Here is a 22010-nt window from a genome sequence, read left to right as displayed (position 1 = left end):
CCACCTCTTTTAGTTATTTACGTAAAACACCTAGTAACAATCGTATTTTTTCTTTTTTAGTCGTTCCTTCAATTCCTTGAATTTGTAAACGACCAAAGCCTCGAATCGACACAATATCCAACAAATCGAGCATAAAATCTGGTCTAGTATTTTCAGTCCAGTTAATTTTTATCTTTCCTGATTCAATTAATTGTTTGGAACGTTGTCTTGAAATGTTAAAGACACTAGAAATAACTGTATCTAAACGTAGTGAGCTAACTGTTTCACGCTCTGGTGTCCAACCATCTTTGGGCATAATAATTTGTGTATAATCGCTTTTCTCTAATCGTACACTGACATTTCCCATTTTTGTGACTTGAAGTTCCACAAAAGAAGAAACCTCCTTGGCAACAAATACTTGCCAGCTCTCTCCATCTGAGATAATGTCCCCAAAGAATTCGCGTTTGACACCTGAACCAATTAATGTTCCTAAAATTTTCCCATGACTCAAAGTAGTAAATTTTTTCGGATAATTAATGGTATATAGCGCAATATCAAACTCGTCTTGTTCTGGCTGATAATAATCAGGAAAAATCAAACAGCGTGTTCGTTCAGCTGCTTCATATCCGCCAAAAAATTGGAATTTTAAATCTGTATTTTGTCTAACCAATGTCTCTAATATATAGGCTTGTCTAGGATCTAAAAAATTAGTTAGCAATGGAGCATATTGCATCGTTACTTGCTCGATCCAATCTTCTACTGTATCAATAAAAGGGTGTTCATCAGACCGAAAATGTTGATAGACATTTGCGTTCATCGACTCACCCCTTCCGTTAAAAGATTGCTAAAATGATACGAAACAACGCTTGTGATGCTAATTGTAAAACAATTATTGCAAATGCAATATTGAAATTCATCATACCAATAGATAAATTTAGATGGTCAAACAGACTTAAATATGGTTCGCATATTTTTGCTAAAAATCGACCAAATGATGATTGGTATCCACCTGGAAACCAAGACAACAGTGCATAGATAACTAATAAAATCGTATAAATGTAGACTACTCTACTTAACAAATCTACAATTGTGTAAATTAATATACGCTTGTCCTCCTTAATTAAACATCAAAAAAGTTATTATCAACAAGTGATTGTGCAGTGCCATCAATCTCTGTTCCTTTTGGTGTGCATAAGAAGATTTCGTCTGCCACTCGTTTAATATCTCCATCCTCAGCGTACACTGTTCCAGTCAGAAAATCAACGATTCGACGTGCTTGATACTCTTCAATTAAGTGAAAATTAACAAGTACCGATTCACCACTCATCACATGTTTAGCAATTGTCATCGCTTCAGAATAAACGCGTGGTTGGATAATCGTAATTTTACTTGCAGAGCTTGCTTCTTGGACTGGTTGTTGTGATTGTCTCATAGAAACAACTTTCTTTTCTTGTGGTTTTACTTGTTCTCTAGTAGATTGCATTCTTGGTTGCTCTGAAGGTTTACGCACAGTCTCTGTAGTCTGTTTCACTGGTGCTTTCTTTCTTCTCGCATCAAATGCGTTTTGCTGAACAGTCGCTCTAGGACTAGGTGTTTGTTGTGGCGCAGGTTTTTGTGCCACTGGTCTAGATGGTCTAGGCTGTTTCGTTGGTCTAGGTTGGCGTACTTGCTCTTCTTCCATGTACTCTTCATCTTCTAGCCCAAAAAATGTTGATACTTTTGCCAAAAACGACATGGGTTTTCCCCCTTTACTCTTTGAATAACGCTGTACCGACTCTTACAAAGGTTGCACCTTCTTGAATAGCAATTGCAAAATCATTAGACATTCCCATACTTGTTTCTGTACATGGTGCAAAGGGAAGCTTTTTACGTTCTATATCTTCTTGCAGTGTTTTTAAGTGAGCAAAAAGTTGATGTTGTTCCTCAATTGTTGAATCGAAAGGTGCCATTGTCATTAACCCCACCACACAAATTTGATCATACGGTTCAAGTTGCTGAATAAATGTTTCTAATTCTTTTGGAGGAATACCATGCTTGCTTTCTTCCCCAGAAATATTGAGTTCAACAAAACAATTAATTTTTTTGGTTGCTCGTTTTTGAATTTCACTTGCAAGTTTTATGCTATCCAAGGCATGAAAAAAGTCAATCTCATTTATAACTGATTTTACCTTTCTACGCTGCAAATTGCCAATAAAATGCCACGAAACATTAGAAAAAGCGGACATTTTCTCCTTTTTTTCTAAAAATTTTTCCATTCGGTTCTCTGCCAAGTGTGTCACACCTTGCTGAACCAATTCAATTGTTGTTTCTGTGTCGACTGTTTTTGTAACAGCAATCAAAGTAACATCTTTTGGCTGACGAGAAACAAGAGCACAGGAATCCCGAATCTCTTGCTCTACCTTTCGCAAGTTGTCAGAAATCATGTACTCTTCCTCCTTTATCTTTTACGACGGAAAAATGGCGGAGTATTTAACTCATCGTCATTTGATTTTGATTCTTCACGATTGAATGTATCAAATTCTTTTTTTTCCATTGATTCTAGTTGAGAATCCTCTACACGAGGGCGAACATTTTGTTCTTTACGAATATCCCAATCACCAAATGTTGTATTTTCTTCTTGAACGGGTTTTGCTTGATCCATTTCAAAAACTGGCTTTTGTGGTGCTGCTTGTGTTTGACGAGTACGTGAAGATCTGTTTTCACGATTTGATGGGTCAATTCCTGTCGCAATAACTGTTACGCGAATTTCATCACCTAGTTCTTCATTAATTGAAGTTCCTAAGATAATATTTACATCGCCAGCTGCTGCACCAGCAACAATATCAGAAGCATCTTGTGCTTCAAACAATGTCATGTCTAATCCACCAGTGATGTTTAATAGTACTTGTTCTGCACCGTCAATAGATGTTTCTAACAATGGAGAAGAGATAGCTTTTTTCGTTGCTTCGATGACACGTTCTTCACCGCTAGCAACGCCGATTCCCATTAATGCTGTTCCTTGATTTTCCATAACGGTCTTCACATCAGCAAAGTCCAAGTTTACGTAACCAGGTGCTGTAATTAAGTCTGAAATACCTTGTACACCTTGACGTAAAACATTGTCTGCTTCACGGAATGCTTCTAGCATTGGCGTCTTTTTATCGACAACTTCTAGTAGACGATTATTTGAAATAATTAATAATGTATCGACATTTTCTTTTAATTTTGCGATACCTTCTGCAGCAAAACGACCACGTTTTGGTCCTTCAAAAGTAAATGGACGTGTAACAACGCCGACTGTTAATGCGCCTAAAGTTTTTGCGATATTCGCTACGATTGGAGCGGCACCAGTACCAGTTCCGCCACCCATACCAGCAGTGATGAAGACCATATCTGCGCCTTCTAATGATTCACGAATAAGTTCTTCACTTTCTTCCGCAGCTTTTTGACCAACTTCTGGTTGAGAACCTGCACCAAGACCACGTGTATATTTAGGCCCTAATTGGATAACTGTTTCTGCTTTTGAATTTTTTAATGCTTGAACATCTGTGTTGACTGTAATAAATTCAACGCCTTTTACATTTTCTTCAATCATGCGGTTTACAGCGTTTCCGCCTCCGCCTCCGACACCGATAACTTTAATGACAGCGCCGTCGTTGATGTTATTATCAATTGAAAATTCCATAATTTATCTTCCTCCTGCGTTTGTTAATCAAAAATGTTAGAAAAGAGATTTTTTACTTTATTTGTAAAACCTTCTCTATGTTGCTCTTCTGGTTCTTGATAAGTAACCTCTTCTGGTTCATATTGTGGTTGCTCATACATTGGTTCTGGTTGAACAGCGCTTGGTTGTTCTAACGCTTTTTCACCAGTCACAGCACTTTTAGCCATTTGATAGACTTCACTTAAATTAGCTGAGTAATCAACAATACTAATCACATTTGTAAAGACTGGATTACGTAATCCCATATGATTAGGAACATGAAGTTTTACATTAACGCCAAATATTTCTTGTGCTAAATCTACCACGCCGGGAAGACTAGCTGCGCCACCTGTTAAGACAATGCCTCCAGGTAGTTCTAATGCTTCAATTTCATCTAAAACATCTTTTGCTTTCACAAAAATTTGTTCCATACGCGCTTCAATCACTTCTGATAAATAGCGTTCATCAATTTTAACTGGTTCTGATTTACCGATAACGTCTACAGGGAATTCTTCGCTTGCAGATGTTCTATCTGGATACGCATCACCATAATTGATTTTTAGAGCTTCGGCATTATTGAAAGATGTATTTAGAACAGTAGAGATATCTTTTGTAACAAACTCTCCACCTTCTTGATTCACATTTGTAAATTTCAATTGTTTGTCATGCATAACAGCAACTGTTGTTTGACCGCCACCGATATCAATCACAGTCGTTCCAAAATCTTTTTCGCCATCGGATAAAATTGTTTCTGTTAATGCCAATGGAGTAATGACCAATTCATTTACAACTAGTCCAGCTTTTTCGACACACTTACGGATGTTATGAATGATGGTTTTTGGTCCTGTGAAGACAACACCAATCATTTCTAAACGGACACCAATCATTCCTCGTGGATCTTTAATTCCTTCAAAGCCATCGACAGTAAATTCCTGAGGCATAATTGTAATAATTTGTCTTTCAGGTGGAATAGAACGTACCAAGGCTGCTGAAGCGACATTTCGTACATCTTCATTTGTAATTTCTTTTGATTCACTGCTTACCGCAATCATGCCTTGGCAGTGTTCAACTTCCAATAAATTTGCAGGTAATCCAACATTCACATTGCGAATTTGAATTCCGGCTTTTTCTTCTGCTTGACGCACAGCTCTTTGGATAGCTTGTACGGTTTTATCAATATCAACAACGATTCCGCGATTAATTCCTTCTGATTTTGCATTTCCAACACCAATGATATTCATTTGGCCTTCAACGTATTCAGCTACAACAACTTTAACTGATGTTGTACCAATATCTAGGCCAACATACATTCCCGTTTTTGCCATGGATGGGGTTCCCTCCTACCTTAATTTCCATATACCTCAAACGTATTGCTTACGTATTTAGTTATATATTAAATCATTTATTCACTGCTATCAATTTTACCATAGTTTAGCCCATTTGAGAAAGAAGTTCGCAAAAAATATATGACAATTATATTAAAAATTTATTTCTTCATTACTTTCTGTAACAGTTTCTTGACTAGATTCGTCAGTTGAGGAATCTGACGTTGGGTATGGGTAGGCAAAAATGCCGACTTCCATATCAACGATTCCTTTACTATCCAGTTCTTTAGCAACTTGTGCATAATACTTCATTTGACTTGCCATGTTTGAAATATTTACAATTACTTGATTGCCATCATTCATATATAAATTTAATAATTGATCATTTTTCGCTGTAGGAGCATATTTTATTTGTGAAATCCCTTCTTGAATTTCTTTCGCTAATTTATGATAAGCTGTTAAGGTTTCTAAAATTTTAGCTTCTTCTTTAAAACCTTCGAAAATCACTTTATCTTGACTTGCTTCTTTTTGTGGATCTTCAATAATTAACCCGTTATCTAAAATCGGCAAATATTCTTTTCCTTTGACTAACAGCGCTACTTCCTGATGCTCGGTTATATCAATTGTAAACTGATTCAAATGATTAATTGTAATTGTCACATCATTTACCCGCGGCACCTGTTTTTTAATTTGCGCTACAGTTGATTGCCGTTCAAAAAATTGTGGCCACAAACTTTCATGGATTTTCAAATTAGATGCGTTAATAATCGTCTCAGCAGCAACTTTTTGATTCCCTTTGACAGTAACTTCCGCTAATTGATTTAACGGCGAAATCCAATAAACAGTTACTAAAAGCGGTGCTAAAAAAAGAAGTGTCAATAATAATAATCGTTGATACAATTGCTTATTACGGTATTCTTTTAGTTTTGGGAGACGATCTGCAAATGAAACTCGTTCAGATTCATCAACACTCTCTGTATCATCCTCAGTCTCTTCTGAGTCATTCGCTTTCTCTTCCATATTTGTTGTCTCTTCATTTGCTTCCTCTGTTTCAGCTGGTTCTTCATGTCCATTTTTTTCAAGATACAATAAATGCTCTTTTTGCCAAGGGGTCAACTCTTCTTCAGTAGGATTTTTGGGATTTTTTGGTCCTTTATCGGTACTAATGACAATCGCCTCCTCTTTAAATTAATGTACTAACCAGTTGAAACAAGCGCTCAGAAGCATCCGTAATTCCTTGCTCTTTCGATGCCTTTGCCATTTGATTACGTAGCGCTTCATTCGACATAATCTCATCTACAGCTGTCACAAGATTATCCGCAGTTAGTTCATTATCTCGAATCATTTTCACTGCACCAGCATGAACAAGACTTTCTGCATTCTTCGTTTGATGATCATTTGTGACATAAGGGCTAGGAATTAAAATTGCTGGTAAACCAAGTCCTGTAAATTCAGCTATTGAGGTCGCTCCCGCTCGACCAATTAGTAAATCACAGTTAACCATCACTTCAGTCATTTGATTAATGTACGGTTGAATACTAATATTAGAAAACGCATCTTTGGTCATACCAATCGTTTCCTCAATTTCTTGATAGTAACGTTCACCCGATGCATATAAAATTTGGTATTCTTTGGTTGAAAATGCTGGGATAGCTGCTACAACAGCTTGATTAATTTTTAATGCTCCTTGACTCCCACCAAAAATTAAAACCGTCTTTTTGTCTGTTTTTAAATTGTATTTTTTTAGAATATCAGATTTTTCGACTGCACCAACTTCTTGCGCACGGGGATTACCTATCAATACCGTCTTTTGTTTTGGAAAAAATTGCGCGGCATCTTCAAAAGCAATCGCTACTTTATCTACATAGCGTGCTAAAAATTTGTTAGTCATTCCAGGTACACTATTTTGCTCATGAACAATAGTTGGAATATTCATCTTTGCTGCTGCATAGACAACGGCACCTGACACATATCCACCTGTTCCGATAACTACATCTGGTTGAAACTCTCTTAAGATTTTCTTTGCTTCTCGAATACTTTTGAAAAACAACTGAATCGTTTTTACATTTTCAAAGGATAAACTACGTTTAAAACCTTGGATTTCCAAAGTTTTAAATGGAATATCCGTTTGAGGTAAAATCTTATTTTCTAATCCTCTAGTCGCTCCTACATATAAAAAACTAGCAGTCGGTACTTTTTCTTTTACATATTTAACAAATGCAAGAGCAGGGTAGATGTGACCACCTGTTCCTCCACCAGTAACTAAAACTTTCATCTTGCATTCCTCACTCTATTTTTTATTTTAAGGCCTTCATTGCCTCAATATATCGTTCGCCTCGCACTTCAAAATTAGGATATTGATCCCAACTGGCATTCGCAGGTGACAATAAGATTGTATCTCCTGGAATACTTAATTCAAAGGCTAAAGGAACCGCTGTTTCAACATTATCTGTTAAACGAATAATTGGAATCCCTGCTTGTTTAGCTGCATCTTCTAGTTTATATTTTGTTTCACCGAATAACACAATCGCTTTGATTCCTTTTAATGACGGAATTAACTCTTCAAAGCCATTGCCACGGTCTAAACCGCCTGCCAATAAAATTAATTTTTCGTGCTCAAATCCACCTAACGCCATTTCTGTAGCTAAAATATTCGTTGCTTTTGAATCATTAAAGAAACGAACGTCATTTATTTTCCCTACATATTGGGTACGATGTGGCACTCCCGAAAATGTTCGTAACGCTTCGGCAATTGATTGGTTATCAATTCCTGATAATTTGGCAACCGCAATTGCAGCCAATGCATTCTCAATATTATGTTTTCCCGGAACGCCTAACTCAGCAACCGGTAAAATAATTTCGTCTTTAAAATATAATTGTCCGTCTAATTCATAGGCTCCCGCCACAACTTCTTGCGTTGAAAATGGTACGACTCTAGCCTTCGTTGTTTTAGCAAGTTCTTGTAATTCTTGTTGGTTCCAATTTAAAACAATTGCATCTTGTGAGGTCATATTTTTTTGAATCTGCCATTTAGCTGCGACGTATTCTTCACGACTACCATGATAGTCTAAATGCGCTTCATATAAGTTCGTAATGACAGCAATCGCTGGATGGAATGTCTCAATGCCCATTAATTGAAAACTAGACAACTCCATCACTAAGTAATCTTCTGACACAGCTTCTTGTGCCACTGAACTTGCAGGATAACCTATGTTACCAGAAAGACGTGCTGTGCCTTTTGACATTCCTGCATTCAGTACTTGTCCAATCATTGTTGTTGTTGTTGTTTTACCATTTGTTCCAGTAATACCGATAATTGGTGCATCTGAAACTTGATAGGCTAACTCCACCTCTGTTAAGATTGGAATTTTCTTTTCCACCGCTTTTTTTACTAGTGGTTGTGTATATGGTATCCCTGGATTTTTCACAACCAGTGAAAAATCTTCGTCTAATAATTCGATTGGATGACTACCTGTAATAACTTTGATACCCAAAGTTAGTAAATCTTGTGCTTCTGGGTTTTCTTCAAATGGTTTTCCATCATTAACGGTAACAAGTGCGCCCAAATCATGTAACAATTTGGCCGCACTAAATCCGCTTTTTGCTAATCCTAAGACCAGCACTTTTTTATTTTTATAGTCAACAATTTTTTTCATTGCTTTCATCTCCCACGGATAGTCTGATTAAACATTTAAGTCTGTTTATAGAAAATATATTACTAGTGTCAACGCTGAGCAAGCTAATGCAACTAGCCAGAAGACACCATCGATTTTCCATTCAGTCCAACCGCTCATTTCAAAATGATGATGAATCGGAGACATCTTGAAAATTCGTTTGCCTGTTAATTTAAAAGAAGTCACTTGTAACATGACACTGGCTGTTTCAATCACATAAACTAAACCAATTAGCAACAATGTCCATTCTTGATGCAACATGATGGAAATAGCAGCTAACAAGCCACCTAAAGCTAGCGAACCAACATCGCCCATAAAAATTTTTGCCGGTTTGTGATTATATAAGAAGAAGCCAATTAACCCACCAATAATACTCAAACATAAAATTAGGACATCAATTTGATTTTGATACCATGCAATAATTGCATAGGTAGCAAATGAAATCGTCCCTAATCCTGAAACTAATCCATCAATACCATCTGTTAAATTCACGGCATTTGAAAAACCAACTAACCAAATAACAGCAAACACACCGTATAAATAAGAAAGTGGCAATGAATAACCAAAAATATTCAACACATTCTCATTACCTTCCATTAAAAAGACCACATAGAAGATAATCCCACCAATAATTTGGCCAATTAATTTTTGCAATGAATTTAAGCCCATATTACGTTTTTTAAAGATTTTAATAAAATCATCTAAAAACCCAAGTAAACCATAAAGTGCTAGGATAAACAATAAAATGGACAGTGATGGTGTCATTTGTTGTTGCCAAACACCTACCCATATGGCTGTGATAATTGAAGCAACTAGAAAGACCACGCCTCCCATGGTTGGCGTACCAGCTTTGATATTATGCCATTCTGGTCCTTCATCTCGAATTTCTTGCCCATATTTTTTTGCTTGAAAATAACCGATAAATAGCGGCATCGTAGCAACAGTAATACCGAAACTACTTGCAATCGGCAAAATCATTTTTGTCCATTCCATAGTTGTTCTCCCCTAGATTAATTTTCTTGTAAAGTAAAGGTTAATTCTTGATCTGCTAATGGTTCAAATGCTGCAACACTCTGATCCACACAATAGCCTTCACCTTCAAATGTTACTTTAACATCCAATAATTCGCCTAATTTAATTAAATCAGCTTTTGACCAGCCTGAAACATCTGGCATGTAACGATTTTCTCCATTTGTTAATAGCAACAGTTTTTCTTGCGACATCACTTTCTTACCATTTTTAATGGATTGTTTTTCAATTTTATCCCCATTACCAATGACAATTGCCGATAATCCACGTTTTTGTGCGTCCTCAGCTGCAGTATCTGTTTCTAAATTACGGTAATCTTGAACTGTAACTCGCTCAGTACTCACTTCGTTACTACCTTCAACTAAATCAACATCATATAAATCCATTGCTCGTTTCATTAATGGATTCGCAATCTGTTTCATTGCAGAGGTGTCATTTGTTTCTGGACGTTTTAAAGTCAGATACAATACATATTTGGGATCTTCTGATGGAAACATGGTAACAATTGAATAGAGATAGTCACTTTGCCCTTTTAAATAATTTCCGTCTTTGGCAATTTCTGCAGTTCCTGTTTTTGCAGAAATATGATAGCCAGGTAATTCATAGGCACCATACGCTGTTCCATATTCAGAATCCTCAACTGTTGCACGCATGTATTCTCGGACAGTTTGTGCAGTATTTGCACTAATAGGGTGACCTACCACTTCAGGTTGTGTCACAATTTCTTCCTTATTTGTTGGGTTAACAATTTTTTTAACAATTTGTGGTTTTAACATTTGACCGTCATTTGAAATAGCGGTAAAACCTTGAAGCATTTGGAATTGTGTCACATCAATCGCTTGACCAAAGGATGACATTGCTTGACTGACAATATTGTCTTCAGGCAAATCACCTTTCTTTTCATCAACTAAACCTGAGTATGTGCTGCGGCCAAAGCCAAATTCTTTCAAATAACGTTGCCAACGATCTGGCATTTTTTGTTCTAAACGTACCATTCCGATATTACTTGACCAAGAAAGTGCTTGGCGCATCGTTAATACCGAATGATTAGCGCCTAAATCCCAGTCGTTAATTGTCGCATCATATAGTTTGTATGGTTCTGTGCTATATGTTTCATTTGGATCAAAGACACCATACTCAATACCAGCAGCAGTTGTGAAAACTTTCATTGTTGAACCAGGTTCATATTTGTCTTGTACAAATAAATTCTCCCAAATAAAATCTTCGTCACTAAATTCTTCTTTGGTTTCTGGATTGAAAGATGGTCGTTGAGACATAGCAACAATTTCGCCTGTTTTAGCTTCCATTAACACAGCAGTTAAGTCCTGTGCTTTGGTATCTTTCCATGCATCATCCATCAATTGTTCCAAATAACTCTGCAAACGACTATCTAATGTTGTATAGACATCTTTTCCTTGTTCAGCTGGTTTAACTTCCGCTGCGGTTCCCGGCAATGGATTTTGATAATTATCTTTTTGGAACGTGGCTTTTCCATCTTTCCCTTTTAAAATATCATCATAAATCAATTCTAACCCTAACTTGCCTCTTAGTTCTTCTTTTTCGGTTTCTTTATCTGTTTGCACATCAGCATATCCAATAAAATGAGAAGCAAACGTCCCATTTGGATAAATTCGTGATTGATGCTCGTCAAAATATACTCCTGCAAGTTTTTGCTTTTCCAATTTTTTCTCAATGGATTGTTTTTGTTGTAAGGTAATATTTTTCGCATTTGGAATATTGGTTTGCTTTAACTCTAAGTCTGAAGCATTTTGCAATGTTTCAATTACTGTTTTTTTCTTTACTTTTCCATCTAATTCGCTTGAAACTACTTCTGCTATTTTCTCGAAATTTTTCTTTTCAGCATAGAGTATCTTACCATCTCCAGTAACATATGAGTCATTCAGCACAACATACATCGAATAAGACGTTGCATCTTCAGCAATCGCTACACCATTCCGATCATAAATCGTTCCGCGTTTTGCCTTGATGACTTCACTGCCTTGATACAAAGCTTCTGTCTTGGCTTCTAATGAAGTACCCGCAACATTGCCTACGATGACAATGTAACTCAAACGCGTGACAAACAAAAAGAACAATCCAATACTCGTAGTAAAGAGAATAATTCCTACTTTTTTGCGATTGTTCATTGTAGACAAATTTTTCTTTTTAAAGTACTGCTTCATTTTTTCTATAATTCGCATTTACTTCTTCACTTTCCTTAAATTATCACTATTTATGGATAATCCTTCGTCTTCAGCAATTTTTTGAATTCGTTCACTTTTAGATAGCTCGTTTTTCTCTTGTTCTAATTGAAGAGCTTCCGCTTCCTTCGAAGTGACATCTTGTTGTAAAACAGAAATATCTTGTTCAACTTGACTGATTGTTGTTCGTAAGTTAATCATCAGTAAACCTAAAACAATCAAGACACCCACCATAGCCACAGCAATAATCTTTTCCATACGAGTAATCCGATTTAACTTGCGCGCAGGAGACAACGGAATGACAACTACTTCGGGGCGTTCAGGAGTATGTTCTGGCTCTGTATTCGCATATGAAACAGATTCTTGTTTCATTTCATATGGTATTTCATGTACATTTAATTCTGCCATTCCTACTACTCCTCCTTGATTTTTTCCGCAATTCGTAGTTTGGCGCTACGAGAACGGTTGTTTTCTGCCAATTCCTCATCTGATGGAAGAATTGGTTTACGTGTGATAACTTTTAATTCAGGTTGAAACTCATCGGGAATAACGGGTAAACCCGGCGGTAAATCATTTACTGTGCTGTATTCTTTAAACATGTTTTTAACAATCCGGTCTTCTAACGAATGGAAGGTAATGACACTTGCTCGTCCATTCTTGGCCAACAGTTCAATTGCTTGCTCTAAAGAGTCTTCTACAACACCTAATTCATCATTGACTGCGATACGAATCGCTTGAAATACGCGTTTCGCTGGATGACCGCCTTTTCTTCTGGCTGGTGCTGGAATGGCTGTTTTAATAATTTCCACTAGTTCCCCAGTTGTTTCAATTGGTTTATTTTTTCTTACACGTTCAATTTCACGTGCAATTTGCTTTGAAAATTTTTCTTCTCCATAACGGAAAAAGATTTTTACTAATTCATGATATTCATATTCATTAACAACGTGATAGGCAGACAACGGCGCTGTTTGGTCCATACGCATATCCAACGGAGCATCTTGATGATAACTAAATCCACGTTCAGCTTCATCTAATTGCGGTGATGAAACACCCAAATCATATAAAATACCATCTACTTTATGAATACCTAAATTTGCTAATTCTTCTTTTAAAAAACGAAAATTGCGTTTAATAAATGTCACTTGTCCTTTTTCTACATAAGAAGCTAAGCGCTCCGATGCAAAATCAATTGCTTTTTGATCTTGATCAAAAGCAAACAAATGACCTTCTTCATTTAATTGTTGTAAAATATATTCACTATGTCCTGCACCACCTAAAGTACAGTCTACATATTTACCATTAGGCTTGATGTTCAGACCATCAACGGTTTCTTTTTTCATGACAGTGTAGTGTTGAAACACAACCATTTATTTGCCTCTTTCTATAAGCCGAAATCAATCATGCTTTCAGCGATTTCATCAAAGTTTTCTTCAGCTTCAGTCGAAAATTCGGTCCAACGACCTTCATCCCAAATTTCAATACGATTTGATACACCGATAATCACACAACTTTTTTGCAAGCCTGCGTGATTACGTAACGTATTAGGAATGTTAATTCGACCTTGTTTATCTATTTCACATTCAGTGGCAGCGGAATAAAAAAAACGGACAAATGTACGTGCATCTTTTTTAGCAAGAGGCATTTCATTTAATTTTTCTTCTAACTTTTCCCACTCGGTTAAAGGATAGCCAAATAAACAACCGTCTAATCCTCGTGTCACCACAAACTTTTCACCAAGTTTTTCTCGAAGTTTGGATGGTACGATAAGACGGCCTTTTGCATCGATAGAATGTTGAAATTCTCCCATAAACATCGATAAGCCCCTCCAGTCGCCACCTGATAATCACAGTCTACCACAATCCCCCACTTTCTACCACAATTTATGTTAAATTAGAGGGGAAGTTTTTTGACTTGTTTTTACCTTAAGCGAAGAATGCGGTTTTATCGCTTTTTTAAAGTTTTTAAAAAAACTTTAAGATGACTTTTTAGAAGAGAGTAATGATGTTCAGAATGACTAAGACAACATGTAACAATAAGGTTAACAAGAAGACCGAACGCCAATACATTTTGAAAAATCGTCCATATTTAATTTCGTCATAAAAGTATGCTTGAAAGAAAGCCAAGGCAATCCCTAATGAAAAAATCGATAGTAAAAAGTACGGAAAAATCGATTGCTCAAACGTCGCTGCAGATAATTCATGAACAGCGTATAATAAAAAAGGAACGGCTAAATCAGGCGCTTTAATATGAAAACGTGTATTTAATGAAAAAACAGACACTAATAAACGAGACGCAAATAGTGCAATTACAGGGAAAATATACCATAATAATAGAATCGGTGAAAAATTGGACATACCAACAAATCCTTTCTTAACTAGAGTTACTATACTTGATGTTCATTACATAGATATTGCATTTTTCTTAAAATCTTGTACTTTTGTATTATAATAGAAGAAACTAAAACTTGTCACGCTTAGGAGGAAAAGAAATGATTCATTCGTTTACCGTTCAAAATCAACAACTCCTTGAAGTTACAGATAACCACGAGAGTTTTTGGTTGCATGTAGAACAACCTACACATGAGGAAATTCAACAATTAATTGCCACATATAAATTTCCAAAAGATTATTTAACCGCCGTTTTAGATGATGCCGAAAATTCTCGTAGCGAAGGGTTACATCAAACGGCCTTCAAAAAATCGATTTTACTTTTGCTACAATTTCCTTATAAAACGATTAGCTCTAGTGGGTATTTACAATTTGAGACATTCCCTCTATCAATCATTATCACTCCAAATAGACAAATTATCACCGTCACTAATAAATCATTACCTTTTTTGGAAGAGCTAAAAGAGCGTCCGTTCGTCCAAAACGATATGAACAACAAAATGAATCTATTATTAAGTATTTTGTGGCAAGTAGTAACAACTTTTAACCGATACCTCGATTTACTAAAAAAGGAATTAAACGATTTAGAACAACAAATCCAAGTCTCGACAGAAAATAAACAATTATTTCAAATTATGAATATTCAAAAGAGCTTAGTGTTATTTGATGCTGCTACTACGGCTAACTTAGTCACATTATCTGAATTAGAAAAGACGACGTTTATTCAAGAAAATCATGCATACAGCAATCACTTACACGATGTCGTCGTTGAGACCAAACAAGCAACGACTTCTGCAAATATTCATTTGAAATTCGCTACACAAATGAACAATACCTTTACTTCGGTTGTTTCTAACAATTTAAATAATGTTATGAAAATTTTAACCTCGCTTACCATTGTTTTGACCATCCCAACCATTATTGGTGGTGTCTTTGGAATGAATGTTGCACTGCCATTTGCTAAAAGCGAAAACGCCTTTTTAATTATTACTGGCATCACTATTTTTCTCTGCTATTTAGTGATTCGCATTCTAAAAAAGAAAAATCTTTTATAAAATTTAGTATCGACACCTTGAGTTATTTTTCCAATGGTTGTACACTGTGACTATCAACAACAAAAAGGATGGCATAAAATGAACGATAAAAAAGAAAAGAGTACCTTTTCCAAAATAACTAAAGTAGTTATCTGGACAATGCTGATAGCGACAATCGGTACGACTATTTTAGGTGCTTTAGCAGCATTTTCATAATGAATGATTCATACTAAGAGGTCTGTGCATATGCATCAGAACTCTTAGTTTATTCACGTGCTTGCGCTGCAGTTAATAATTCTCTTGCATGTTCTAATGTCAAATCCGTAATCTCAGCACCTGACAACATACGAGCAATCTCATTGACACGTTCATCACTTGTCAGTTGTTCGACTTTAGTTTCTGTCCGTCCTTCTTTAACTGATTTAGAAATAAAGTACTGATAATCTGCGACGGCAGCAACTTGTGGCAAATGCGTAATACATAATACTTGCGAATCAGTCGCTATTTTAGCAATCTTTTCAGCAATGGCTTGCGCTACACGTCCACTTACTCCAGTATCTACCTCATCGAATACAATACTCGTCATTCCTTGGGCTTTAGAAAAAATAGTTTTTAAAGCCAACAGAATACGAGACAATTCTCCTCCAGACGCTACTCGAACAAGTGGTTTTAATGGTTCACCGGGGTTTGTCGTCAAGTAAAACTCAACCTGATCAAAACCTGTTTCCCGTAAATTTTTCTCTGAATGAAAATGAACATCAAATTGAGCATTTTCCATATATAATTCAGATAATTCCTGTAAGATAGCTTTCTCTAAACCTGCTGCAATATTTTTCCGTTGTACATGTAGCCTTTCTGCTAGTTGCCAGATTTCCTGTTGCTTGAATGCAAGTCTTTTTTCCAATTCTTCTAACTGTTCTTCTGACATATTCACTTCAGACAACTCACGCGATATCTCTTCGTAATAAGCTAAAATCGCAGGAATAGACTCGCCGTATTTTCTTTTCAATTGGCGTATCGTTTCTAGTCTTGAAACAACTTCTTCTAAGCGTTCTTCATCCAATTCTAAATGATCAATTTGCCGTGACAAATCACTAGCAGCTTCTTGTAGTAAATAATAGGCACTTTGCACGTTTTCGCTAATTTGTTCGTATTCAGCATCTAGATGGCTAATCCCTTGCAGTTCATTCAATGCCATGCTCACACCATCTAAACTATTACTTTCTTCCGAAGATAACAGTTGATAACTCTGCGTTAAGCCATCTAAGATTTTTTGAAAATTGCTTAATTTGTCACGCTCTTCAATTAACTGCTCTTCTTCATTCGGCTGTAATTCTGCTTGCTGAATTTCTTCTTGTTGAAATTGCAACATATCGATTCGTTGCACATAAGATTGCTCATTGGCTTGAATCGAATGGACTTGTTTTTCCAATTGACGAAATTCGCTGTATTTTATTTGATAGTCTGCTAGTTGTTGTTTAAAACTTTCAGAACCAAAACTATCCACAAGCGCTAGGTGTCTTTCTGGTTGCAATAACTCTTGGTGTTCATTTTGGCCTTGAATGTCGACTAAATACATGCCAATTCGACGTAAATTCGTTAACGTGACAATCCGACCATTTACACGGCAAACACTTTTTCCTGACACAGACATATCTCGTTGCACAATTAAAACATCTTCTTCATGCTCAATACCTAATTCATCTAATAATTGCACACAACTGGATTGTTTTGGCAATTCAAACAACCCTTCTAGCAAACATTTGTCGGCGCCTTGGCGGATATAATCACTGGATCCACGACTACCTGCAAGCAAGCCCATCGCGTCAATAATAATTGATTTACCAGCCCCTGTTTCACCGGTTAATGCAGTCATTCCTTCGTGAAAGGATAAATGTAGCGAAGGGATAATTGCAAAATTTTCGATTGTTAATTCTAGTAGCATATCCGTCACTCCTAACGGTTAAATTTTTTCAAGGCATCGTATAATGTTTGACGTCCAGATTCTGTCCGAGCAATCATCAATACACTATCGTCGTCATTGAGAGTTGCAAATAACTCCTCTTTAAAACATTTTTCAATTAAGTTCGCTACCGCAGATGCATTTCCTGGTAATGTACGCAAAATAACAAACTTATCCATCTGTTCGACGGAAACAAATGCATTTTTTAATAATTTATTTAGTTTTTCTGCCACATCCTCACTTGATTCTAAAGGTAAACTATAGCGATAGCCACCTGCTGTAGAAGGGACTTTAATTAATTTTAATTCCTTAATATCTCTTGAAATAGTAGCTTGTGTCACTTCAACACCTTTATTTTTTAAAAATTCGACAAATTCTTCTTGTTTTTGAATATCTTGTTCTGTTAAAAGTCGCGTAATTAAACGATGGCGTTCTTTTTTTCTCATGCCAATTCCTCCTAGTTGAATTCTTATTTATCATAGCTTATTTTGCGTCAGAATGAAAGAACTGACAAACGAAAAAACGCTCTTTAGAAAAATAATCTTTTCTAAAGAACGCTGCTTTATTTATCTAATTGTTGGTGGGCTTCCGCAACAATTTTGGAAATATCTTCAATATCTAATTTTCCTTCTTTTGATGATTTCTTCAGATGAACAATAAATTCAATATTCCCTTCACCACCTGTAATCGGTGAATAACTCAAATTGTGGACATCATACTTTTCTTGCATCGCAAAATGTAAAATATCTTCTAACACAGCTTGATGGGTCGCAGGATCTCTGACAATCCCATTTTTCCCAACTGCATCTCTTCCAGCCTCAAATTGTGGTTTGATAAGTGCCATCACATCACCATTTTCAGCTAAAATAGCATGCAATGGTGGCAATATTAACTTCAACGAAATGAAAGAAACATCAATTGTTGCAACTGCCGGTATACCTTCTGTAAAATCAGCCGGGGTACAATAGCGAAAATTAGTCCGTTCCATGACCGTTACACGTTCATCTTGACGTATTTTCCATGCTAATTGATTGTACCCTACGTCTAGGGCATAGCTTTTGATTGCACCGTTTTGTAAGGCCACATCAGTAAAACCGCCTGTCGATGCGCCAATGTCTAAGACGATTTTGTCTTGAACAGTAAAATCAAAAATTTTTAATGCTTTCTCCAATTTTAACCCGCCACGAGAGACATATGGTAGCTTTTGCCCTTTAATTTGCAAAGCTGTATCCATTGGTATTTTTTCACCGGGTTTATCGAGACGTTCATTGTTTTTTTCTAAATAAACTAACCCCGCCATGACACCACGTTTTGCTTGTTCTCTTGTTTCAAAAAGCCCTTGTTGAAAAGCCAATACATCGACTCGCTCTTTTTTCATCTTGTTCCTCTTTCTTTATAACTGGAATAATGTACACACATCTTTTAGTAGGGTTGCATCGAAAGTTGGCACAGCTGCTAACTGTTCTAATACCGTTTCCGCAGCCTTTATTTCATTCGTTAAAGCCAACTTCGCATCTTCTAAACCTAACAAGCCTGGATACGTACTTTTTTCTAACTGTTCATCACGATTTGCCGTCTTGCCTAATTCTTCGGTCGTTCCGACCACATCTAATAAGTCATCGCGAATTTGAAACGCTAACCCTAAGTGTTGGGCAAACTGGTCTAAATAAGCAATCGTTCCTTCTGATTGATTCGCTAAAATACCACCTGCCACAATCGCAAATCGAATGAGCGCACCCGTTTTTCGTTTATGAATAGCCATCAATTCATCCAACGGTACTTGTTGATGCTCACTTTGCATATCCGCTACTTGTCCTGCTACCATTCCATGCGTACCTGCTGCTTTAGCAAGCAACTGAATTAATAGAATTTTTTTTGTCGGTTCTATTTCGGAGATGCTCAATAATTCAAAGGCTGCCGTTAATAAGCCATCGCCTGCTAAAATAGCTAACGCTTCACCATAGACTTTATGATTCGTCGGTTTTCCACGACGTAAGTCATCATCATCCATTGCTGGTAAATCATCATGAATCAGCGAATACGTATGAATCATTTCCAAAGCAGCCGCCGTTTGATAACAACCGCGTGTATGTTCCTTCGAAAATGAAGCAACCGTTGCTAACAATAATAGCGGACGAATTCGTTTCCCTCCTGCTTGTATTGAATACAACATACTTTTTTGTAATTGTTCTTCATCAGTATATTCACAAACAAACCGAACCATTTCTGCCTCGGTTTGTTGAACTTCCTGTTGAAGGTTAGCTAACCTACTCATTTTTCTGCCTCTTCAAAAGGAACTTCTTCATTTGCGTCAGTCATCATTTTTGTTAAGGTTTTTTCAGCTTTTGCTAAGGTATCTTTGCATTGTTTACTTAGAACCATTCCTTGTTGAAAAGCTGTCAAAGCTTCTTCTAAAGGAACATCTCCTTGCTCGAGACGAGTCACAATTTGTTCTAATTCTTGCAATGATTCCTCAAATGTCGGATTTGACATATTCTTCCTCCTTATTTCATTCGCTAACGTCCGTAATCTCTAATACTTCTACTTTAGCTTGCCCATCTTGATAATGCACATCTAACACATCACCAACGGTTAACTCCTGCACAGATTTAACGACTTTTTCTTTTGTCGTGTAACTATAGCCTCGGCCCATAATTTTCAATGGACTTAGTAAATCCAACGATTGGACAGTTTGCTCAAATTTTGATACTTTTTGTTCAAATATTAATTGAATTTGTTTTTCTAAACGCTGAGCTAAGTAGTTTACTTGCTGATTCGCTTCTCGAACACGAGCTGATGGAACTACTTGTGCCAAGCGATGCATTGTTTGATTCGCTTTTCGATCCTTTTCATACAACAAGGTTTGCATTTGTTGCACGAGTCGTTGCTGTAATTGATCAAGTTTTAATGACTGCGCTTCATACAAACGTTCCGGTTGCCGGAAGATATAAGAAGATAAGACGCGTTGGAAGCGTTCATCTTTTCGCTGCATCTGATTTGCGTACGCTTGGACAAGACGTGCTTGCCTTTCTTCAATTCGCATCAACTCTTCTGACAAAACAGGGACGGCTAATTCGGCTGCAGCCGTAGGAGTTGCTGCACGAACATCTGCGACTAGATCAGCAATTGTAGTATCTGTTTCATGTCCCACAGAAGAGATAATCGGTGTGCGCGCATTAAAAATTGCACGAGCTACACGTTCTTCGTTAAATGGCCATAAATCTTCAATCGAGCCACCACCACGACCAATAATCATTGTATCAAATGAACCCATCTCTTCCACACGTGCAATGTTTGCTACCACATTATCTGCAGCTTTCTCTCCTTGAACAACCGTTGGAAACAATACTAACTGGGCGATTGGGTAACGGCGACGAACAGTTGTCATAATATCACGAATCACGGCACCACTTGGACTTGTTAAAACAGCAATCCGTTTTGGATAACGTGGTAGTTGCTGTTTAGGTGCTCGAAATAAGCCTTCTTGTTCTAGTTTAGCTTTCAATTGTTCATATGCTTGATACAACGCACCGACACCATCAGGTTCCATATGTTCAACATATAGTTGATAGTTACCACTTGCCTCGTATAAGGATATACGGCCTACCGCAAGAACTTTCATGCCCTCTTCAGGTTTAAACGTTAGTTGATTAAACGCATTTTTAAACATCACGGCTGAAATCTTCGCACCATCATCTTTTAAACTAAAATATTGATGATTTGGTCGCAATCGAAAATTTGAAATTTCACCCGTAAGAAACACACGTTCCAAATAAGGATCTGCGTCAAATTTCTTTTTTAAATATTTCGTCACTGCCGTGATTGATAAATATTGTTGACTCATTACTTATTTAACTCCTGACGTTTCGCTGCTTCAACGGTTTGCATCATTAACATCGTAATCGTCATAGGTCCAACCCCTTTTGGCACAGGGGTAATATAGCTAGCAATCGGTTCAACTTCATCAAATTTGACATCCCCAATTAATTTGCCGTTTGCATCACGATTCATTCCTACATCAATCACGACTGCACCCTCTTTAACAAATTCTTTTGTCACAAAATGACCACGACCAATCGCTACAACCAATATATCCGCTTGTTTTGCCACAGCTGCTAAATTTTTTGTTTTAGAATGCGTCATGGTAACAGTAGCATCTTTCGCTAATAAAAGCTGTGCCATCGGTTTACCGACAATATTACTACGGCCAATGACTACTGCGTTTTTGCCTTCTAAATCGATATGATACGCTTCAAACATTTTCATAATACCGTAGGGTGTACAAGGAATCATTTCTGGTGCACCTGCAAATAACTTTCCTAAATTCATTGGATGGAAACCATCTACATCTTTTTTAGGATTAATTGCTAATAAAATTTTTTCTTCATCAATATGCGTAGGCAATGGAAGTTGAACTAAAATACCATGAAAATCACTATCTTGATTGTACTTTTCGATTTCTGCTAGTAGTTCTTCCTCAGAAATAGTCTCTTCGTAACGTTCTATTTTCGAATGGATTCCAATGCGCTTAGCTGCCAACTCTTTGTTTTTCACATACGTTTGGCTCGCTGAATTCTCACCCACTAATAAAACGACTAAGCCAGGTTTTACCTGTTTTTTTGCTAACTGTTCCACTTCTAAACGAATCTCTTCTTGCATTTTTGCTGCCAATTCTTTGCCATTAATCAATACACCCATTGTTCCATTGCCTCCTCACGTTTTTTTCATTTTAGCAC

24 protein-coding genes are annotated in these 22010 nt (G+C 36.8%); 2 read left to right on the top strand and 22 right to left on the bottom strand.

Features of this window, described 5'->3' with window-relative positions; all coding sequences use genetic code 11:
* Positions 1-13 precede the first annotated feature (13 nt).
* From BAU17_RS07900 to BAU17_RS07830, 15 genes are all read right to left on the bottom strand, one after another.
* Positions 14-796, bottom strand: coding sequence for a YlmH family RNA-binding protein (locus BAU17_RS07900; RefSeq protein WP_161902268.1), 783 nt, complete (start codon positions 794-796; stop codon positions 14-16).
* A 16-nt stretch (positions 797-812) separates the two neighbouring features.
* Positions 813-1067 carry a YggT family protein gene (locus BAU17_RS07895; protein ID WP_325166801.1) on the bottom strand — a complete coding sequence of 85 codons (255 nt, stop codon included), beginning with the start codon at positions 1065-1067 and terminating at the stop codon, positions 813-815.
* A gap of 32 nt (positions 1068-1099) precedes the next feature.
* Complete coding sequence (locus BAU17_RS07890; protein ID WP_161902266.1) at positions 1100-1714, bottom strand: cell division protein SepF; 615 nt, start codon at positions 1712-1714, stop codon at positions 1100-1102.
* Between the two features lie 13 nt (positions 1715-1727).
* Positions 1728-2402 (bottom strand): YggS family pyridoxal phosphate-dependent enzyme, encoded by a 675-nt coding sequence (locus tag BAU17_RS07885; RefSeq protein WP_161902265.1) that lies wholly within the window; start codon positions 2400-2402, stop codon positions 1728-1730.
* A gap of 14 nt (positions 2403-2416) precedes the next feature.
* Positions 2417-3643 carry a cell division protein FtsZ gene (gene ftsZ / locus BAU17_RS07880; protein ID WP_161902264.1) on the bottom strand — a complete coding sequence of 409 codons (1227 nt, stop codon included), beginning with the start codon at positions 3641-3643 and terminating at the stop codon, positions 2417-2419.
* Between the two features lie 23 nt (positions 3644-3666).
* Positions 3667-4986, bottom strand: a complete 1320-nt coding sequence (ftsA, locus tag BAU17_RS07875) for a cell division protein FtsA (protein WP_161902263.1) — start codon at positions 4984-4986, stop codon at positions 3667-3669.
* 153 nt (positions 4987-5139) lie between these two features.
* Entirely contained in the window at positions 5140-6075 is a 936-nt protein-coding gene (locus tag BAU17_RS07870) for a cell division protein FtsQ/DivIB (protein ID WP_231474363.1), read from the bottom strand.
* A 94-nt stretch (positions 6076-6169) separates the two neighbouring features.
* Positions 6170-7261, bottom strand: a complete 1092-nt coding sequence (murG, locus tag BAU17_RS07865) for an undecaprenyldiphospho-muramoylpentapeptide beta-N-acetylglucosaminyltransferase (protein ID WP_161902262.1) — start codon at positions 7259-7261, stop codon at positions 6170-6172.
* Positions 7262-7283: 22 nt separating this feature from the next.
* Positions 7284-8642 (bottom strand): UDP-N-acetylmuramoyl-L-alanine--D-glutamate ligase, encoded by a 1359-nt coding sequence (gene murD, locus BAU17_RS07860; RefSeq protein ID WP_161902261.1) that lies wholly within the window; start codon positions 8640-8642, stop codon positions 7284-7286.
* Positions 8643-8687: 45 nt separating this feature from the next.
* Positions 8688-9653, bottom strand: a complete 966-nt coding sequence (gene mraY, locus BAU17_RS07855) for a phospho-N-acetylmuramoyl-pentapeptide-transferase (protein WP_161902260.1) — start codon at positions 9651-9653, stop codon at positions 8688-8690.
* Positions 9654-9670: 17 nt separating this feature from the next.
* A complete protein-coding gene (locus tag BAU17_RS07850; RefSeq protein ID WP_161902259.1) occupies positions 9671-11890 on the bottom strand; it encodes a penicillin-binding transpeptidase domain-containing protein in 2220 nt (739 codons plus the stop codon).
* Positions 11891-12298 carry a cell division protein FtsL gene (ftsL, locus tag BAU17_RS07845; protein WP_161902258.1) on the bottom strand — a complete coding sequence of 136 codons (408 nt, stop codon included), beginning with the start codon at positions 12296-12298 and terminating at the stop codon, positions 11891-11893.
* 5 nt (positions 12299-12303) lie between these two features.
* Positions 12304-13257: a 16S rRNA (cytosine(1402)-N(4))-methyltransferase RsmH gene (gene rsmH, locus BAU17_RS07840; RefSeq protein ID WP_161902257.1), complete on the bottom strand. Its 954-nt coding sequence runs from the start codon at positions 13255-13257 to the stop codon at positions 12304-12306.
* Between the two features lie 14 nt (positions 13258-13271).
* Positions 13272-13703: a division/cell wall cluster transcriptional repressor MraZ gene (gene mraZ / locus BAU17_RS07835; RefSeq protein WP_161902256.1), complete on the bottom strand. Its 432-nt coding sequence runs from the start codon at positions 13701-13703 to the stop codon at positions 13272-13274.
* Positions 13704-13875: 172 nt separating this feature from the next.
* The gene (locus BAU17_RS07830; protein ID WP_161902255.1) at positions 13876-14244 is read right to left on the bottom strand and encodes a DUF3397 domain-containing protein; all 369 of its coding nucleotides are present in this window, start codon (positions 14242-14244) and stop codon (positions 13876-13878) included.
* Between the two features lie 134 nt (positions 14245-14378).
* On the opposite strand from BAU17_RS07830, the gene BAU17_RS07825 reads away from it, so the two are divergent.
* Together BAU17_RS07825 and BAU17_RS07820 are read left to right on the top strand one after the other, a co-directional pair.
* A complete protein-coding gene (locus tag BAU17_RS07825) occupies positions 14379-15332 on the top strand; it encodes a magnesium transporter CorA family protein (RefSeq protein WP_161902254.1) in 954 nt (317 codons plus the stop codon).
* Positions 15333-15410: 78 nt separating this feature from the next.
* Positions 15411-15527 carry a DUF4044 domain-containing protein gene (locus tag BAU17_RS07820; RefSeq protein WP_161902253.1) on the top strand — a complete coding sequence of 39 codons (117 nt, stop codon included), beginning with the start codon at positions 15411-15413 and terminating at the stop codon, positions 15525-15527.
* Positions 15528-15576: 49 nt separating this feature from the next.
* Here the strand turns inward: BAU17_RS07820 and recN are convergent, their stop codons facing one another.
* The 7 genes from recN to BAU17_RS07785 form a co-directional block, all read right to left on the bottom strand.
* Positions 15577-17256, bottom strand: a complete 1680-nt coding sequence (gene recN, locus BAU17_RS07815) for a DNA repair protein RecN (protein ID WP_161902252.1) — start codon at positions 17254-17256, stop codon at positions 15577-15579.
* Between the two features lie 11 nt (positions 17257-17267).
* A complete protein-coding gene (argR, locus tag BAU17_RS07810; RefSeq protein ID WP_161902251.1) occupies positions 17268-17720 on the bottom strand; it encodes an arginine repressor in 453 nt (150 codons plus the stop codon).
* Between the two features lie 116 nt (positions 17721-17836).
* On the bottom strand, positions 17837-18652 hold the full coding sequence (locus BAU17_RS07805) for a TlyA family RNA methyltransferase (RefSeq protein ID WP_161902250.1): 816 nt from the start codon (positions 18650-18652) through the stop codon (positions 17837-17839).
* Positions 18653-18667: 15 nt separating this feature from the next.
* A complete protein-coding gene (locus BAU17_RS07800) occupies positions 18668-19549 on the bottom strand; it encodes a polyprenyl synthetase family protein (RefSeq protein WP_161902249.1) in 882 nt (293 codons plus the stop codon).
* Positions 19546-19767: an exodeoxyribonuclease VII small subunit gene (locus tag BAU17_RS07795; protein WP_161902248.1), complete on the bottom strand. Its 222-nt coding sequence runs from the start codon at positions 19765-19767 to the stop codon at positions 19546-19548. The genes BAU17_RS07800 and BAU17_RS07795 overlap by 4 nt, the downstream gene beginning before the upstream one ends.
* 16 nt (positions 19768-19783) lie before the next feature.
* Complete coding sequence (gene xseA, locus BAU17_RS07790) at positions 19784-21118, bottom strand: exodeoxyribonuclease VII large subunit (RefSeq protein ID WP_161902247.1); 1335 nt, start codon at positions 21116-21118, stop codon at positions 19784-19786.
* Positions 21118-21972 (bottom strand): bifunctional methylenetetrahydrofolate dehydrogenase/methenyltetrahydrofolate cyclohydrolase, encoded by an 855-nt coding sequence (locus tag BAU17_RS07785; RefSeq protein ID WP_161902246.1) that lies wholly within the window; start codon positions 21970-21972, stop codon positions 21118-21120. The genes xseA and BAU17_RS07785 overlap by 1 nt, the downstream gene beginning before the upstream one ends.
* Positions 21973-22010 lie beyond the last annotated feature (38 nt).

This window comes from Candidatus Enterococcus willemsii, from assembly GCF_009933335.1.
Lineage (GTDB): Bacteria > Bacillota > Bacilli > Lactobacillales > Enterococcaceae > Enterococcus_F > Enterococcus_F willemsii.
Note: the sequence above shows the minus strand (reverse complement) of the source record. Positions and strands in the feature narration are given on the sequence as shown.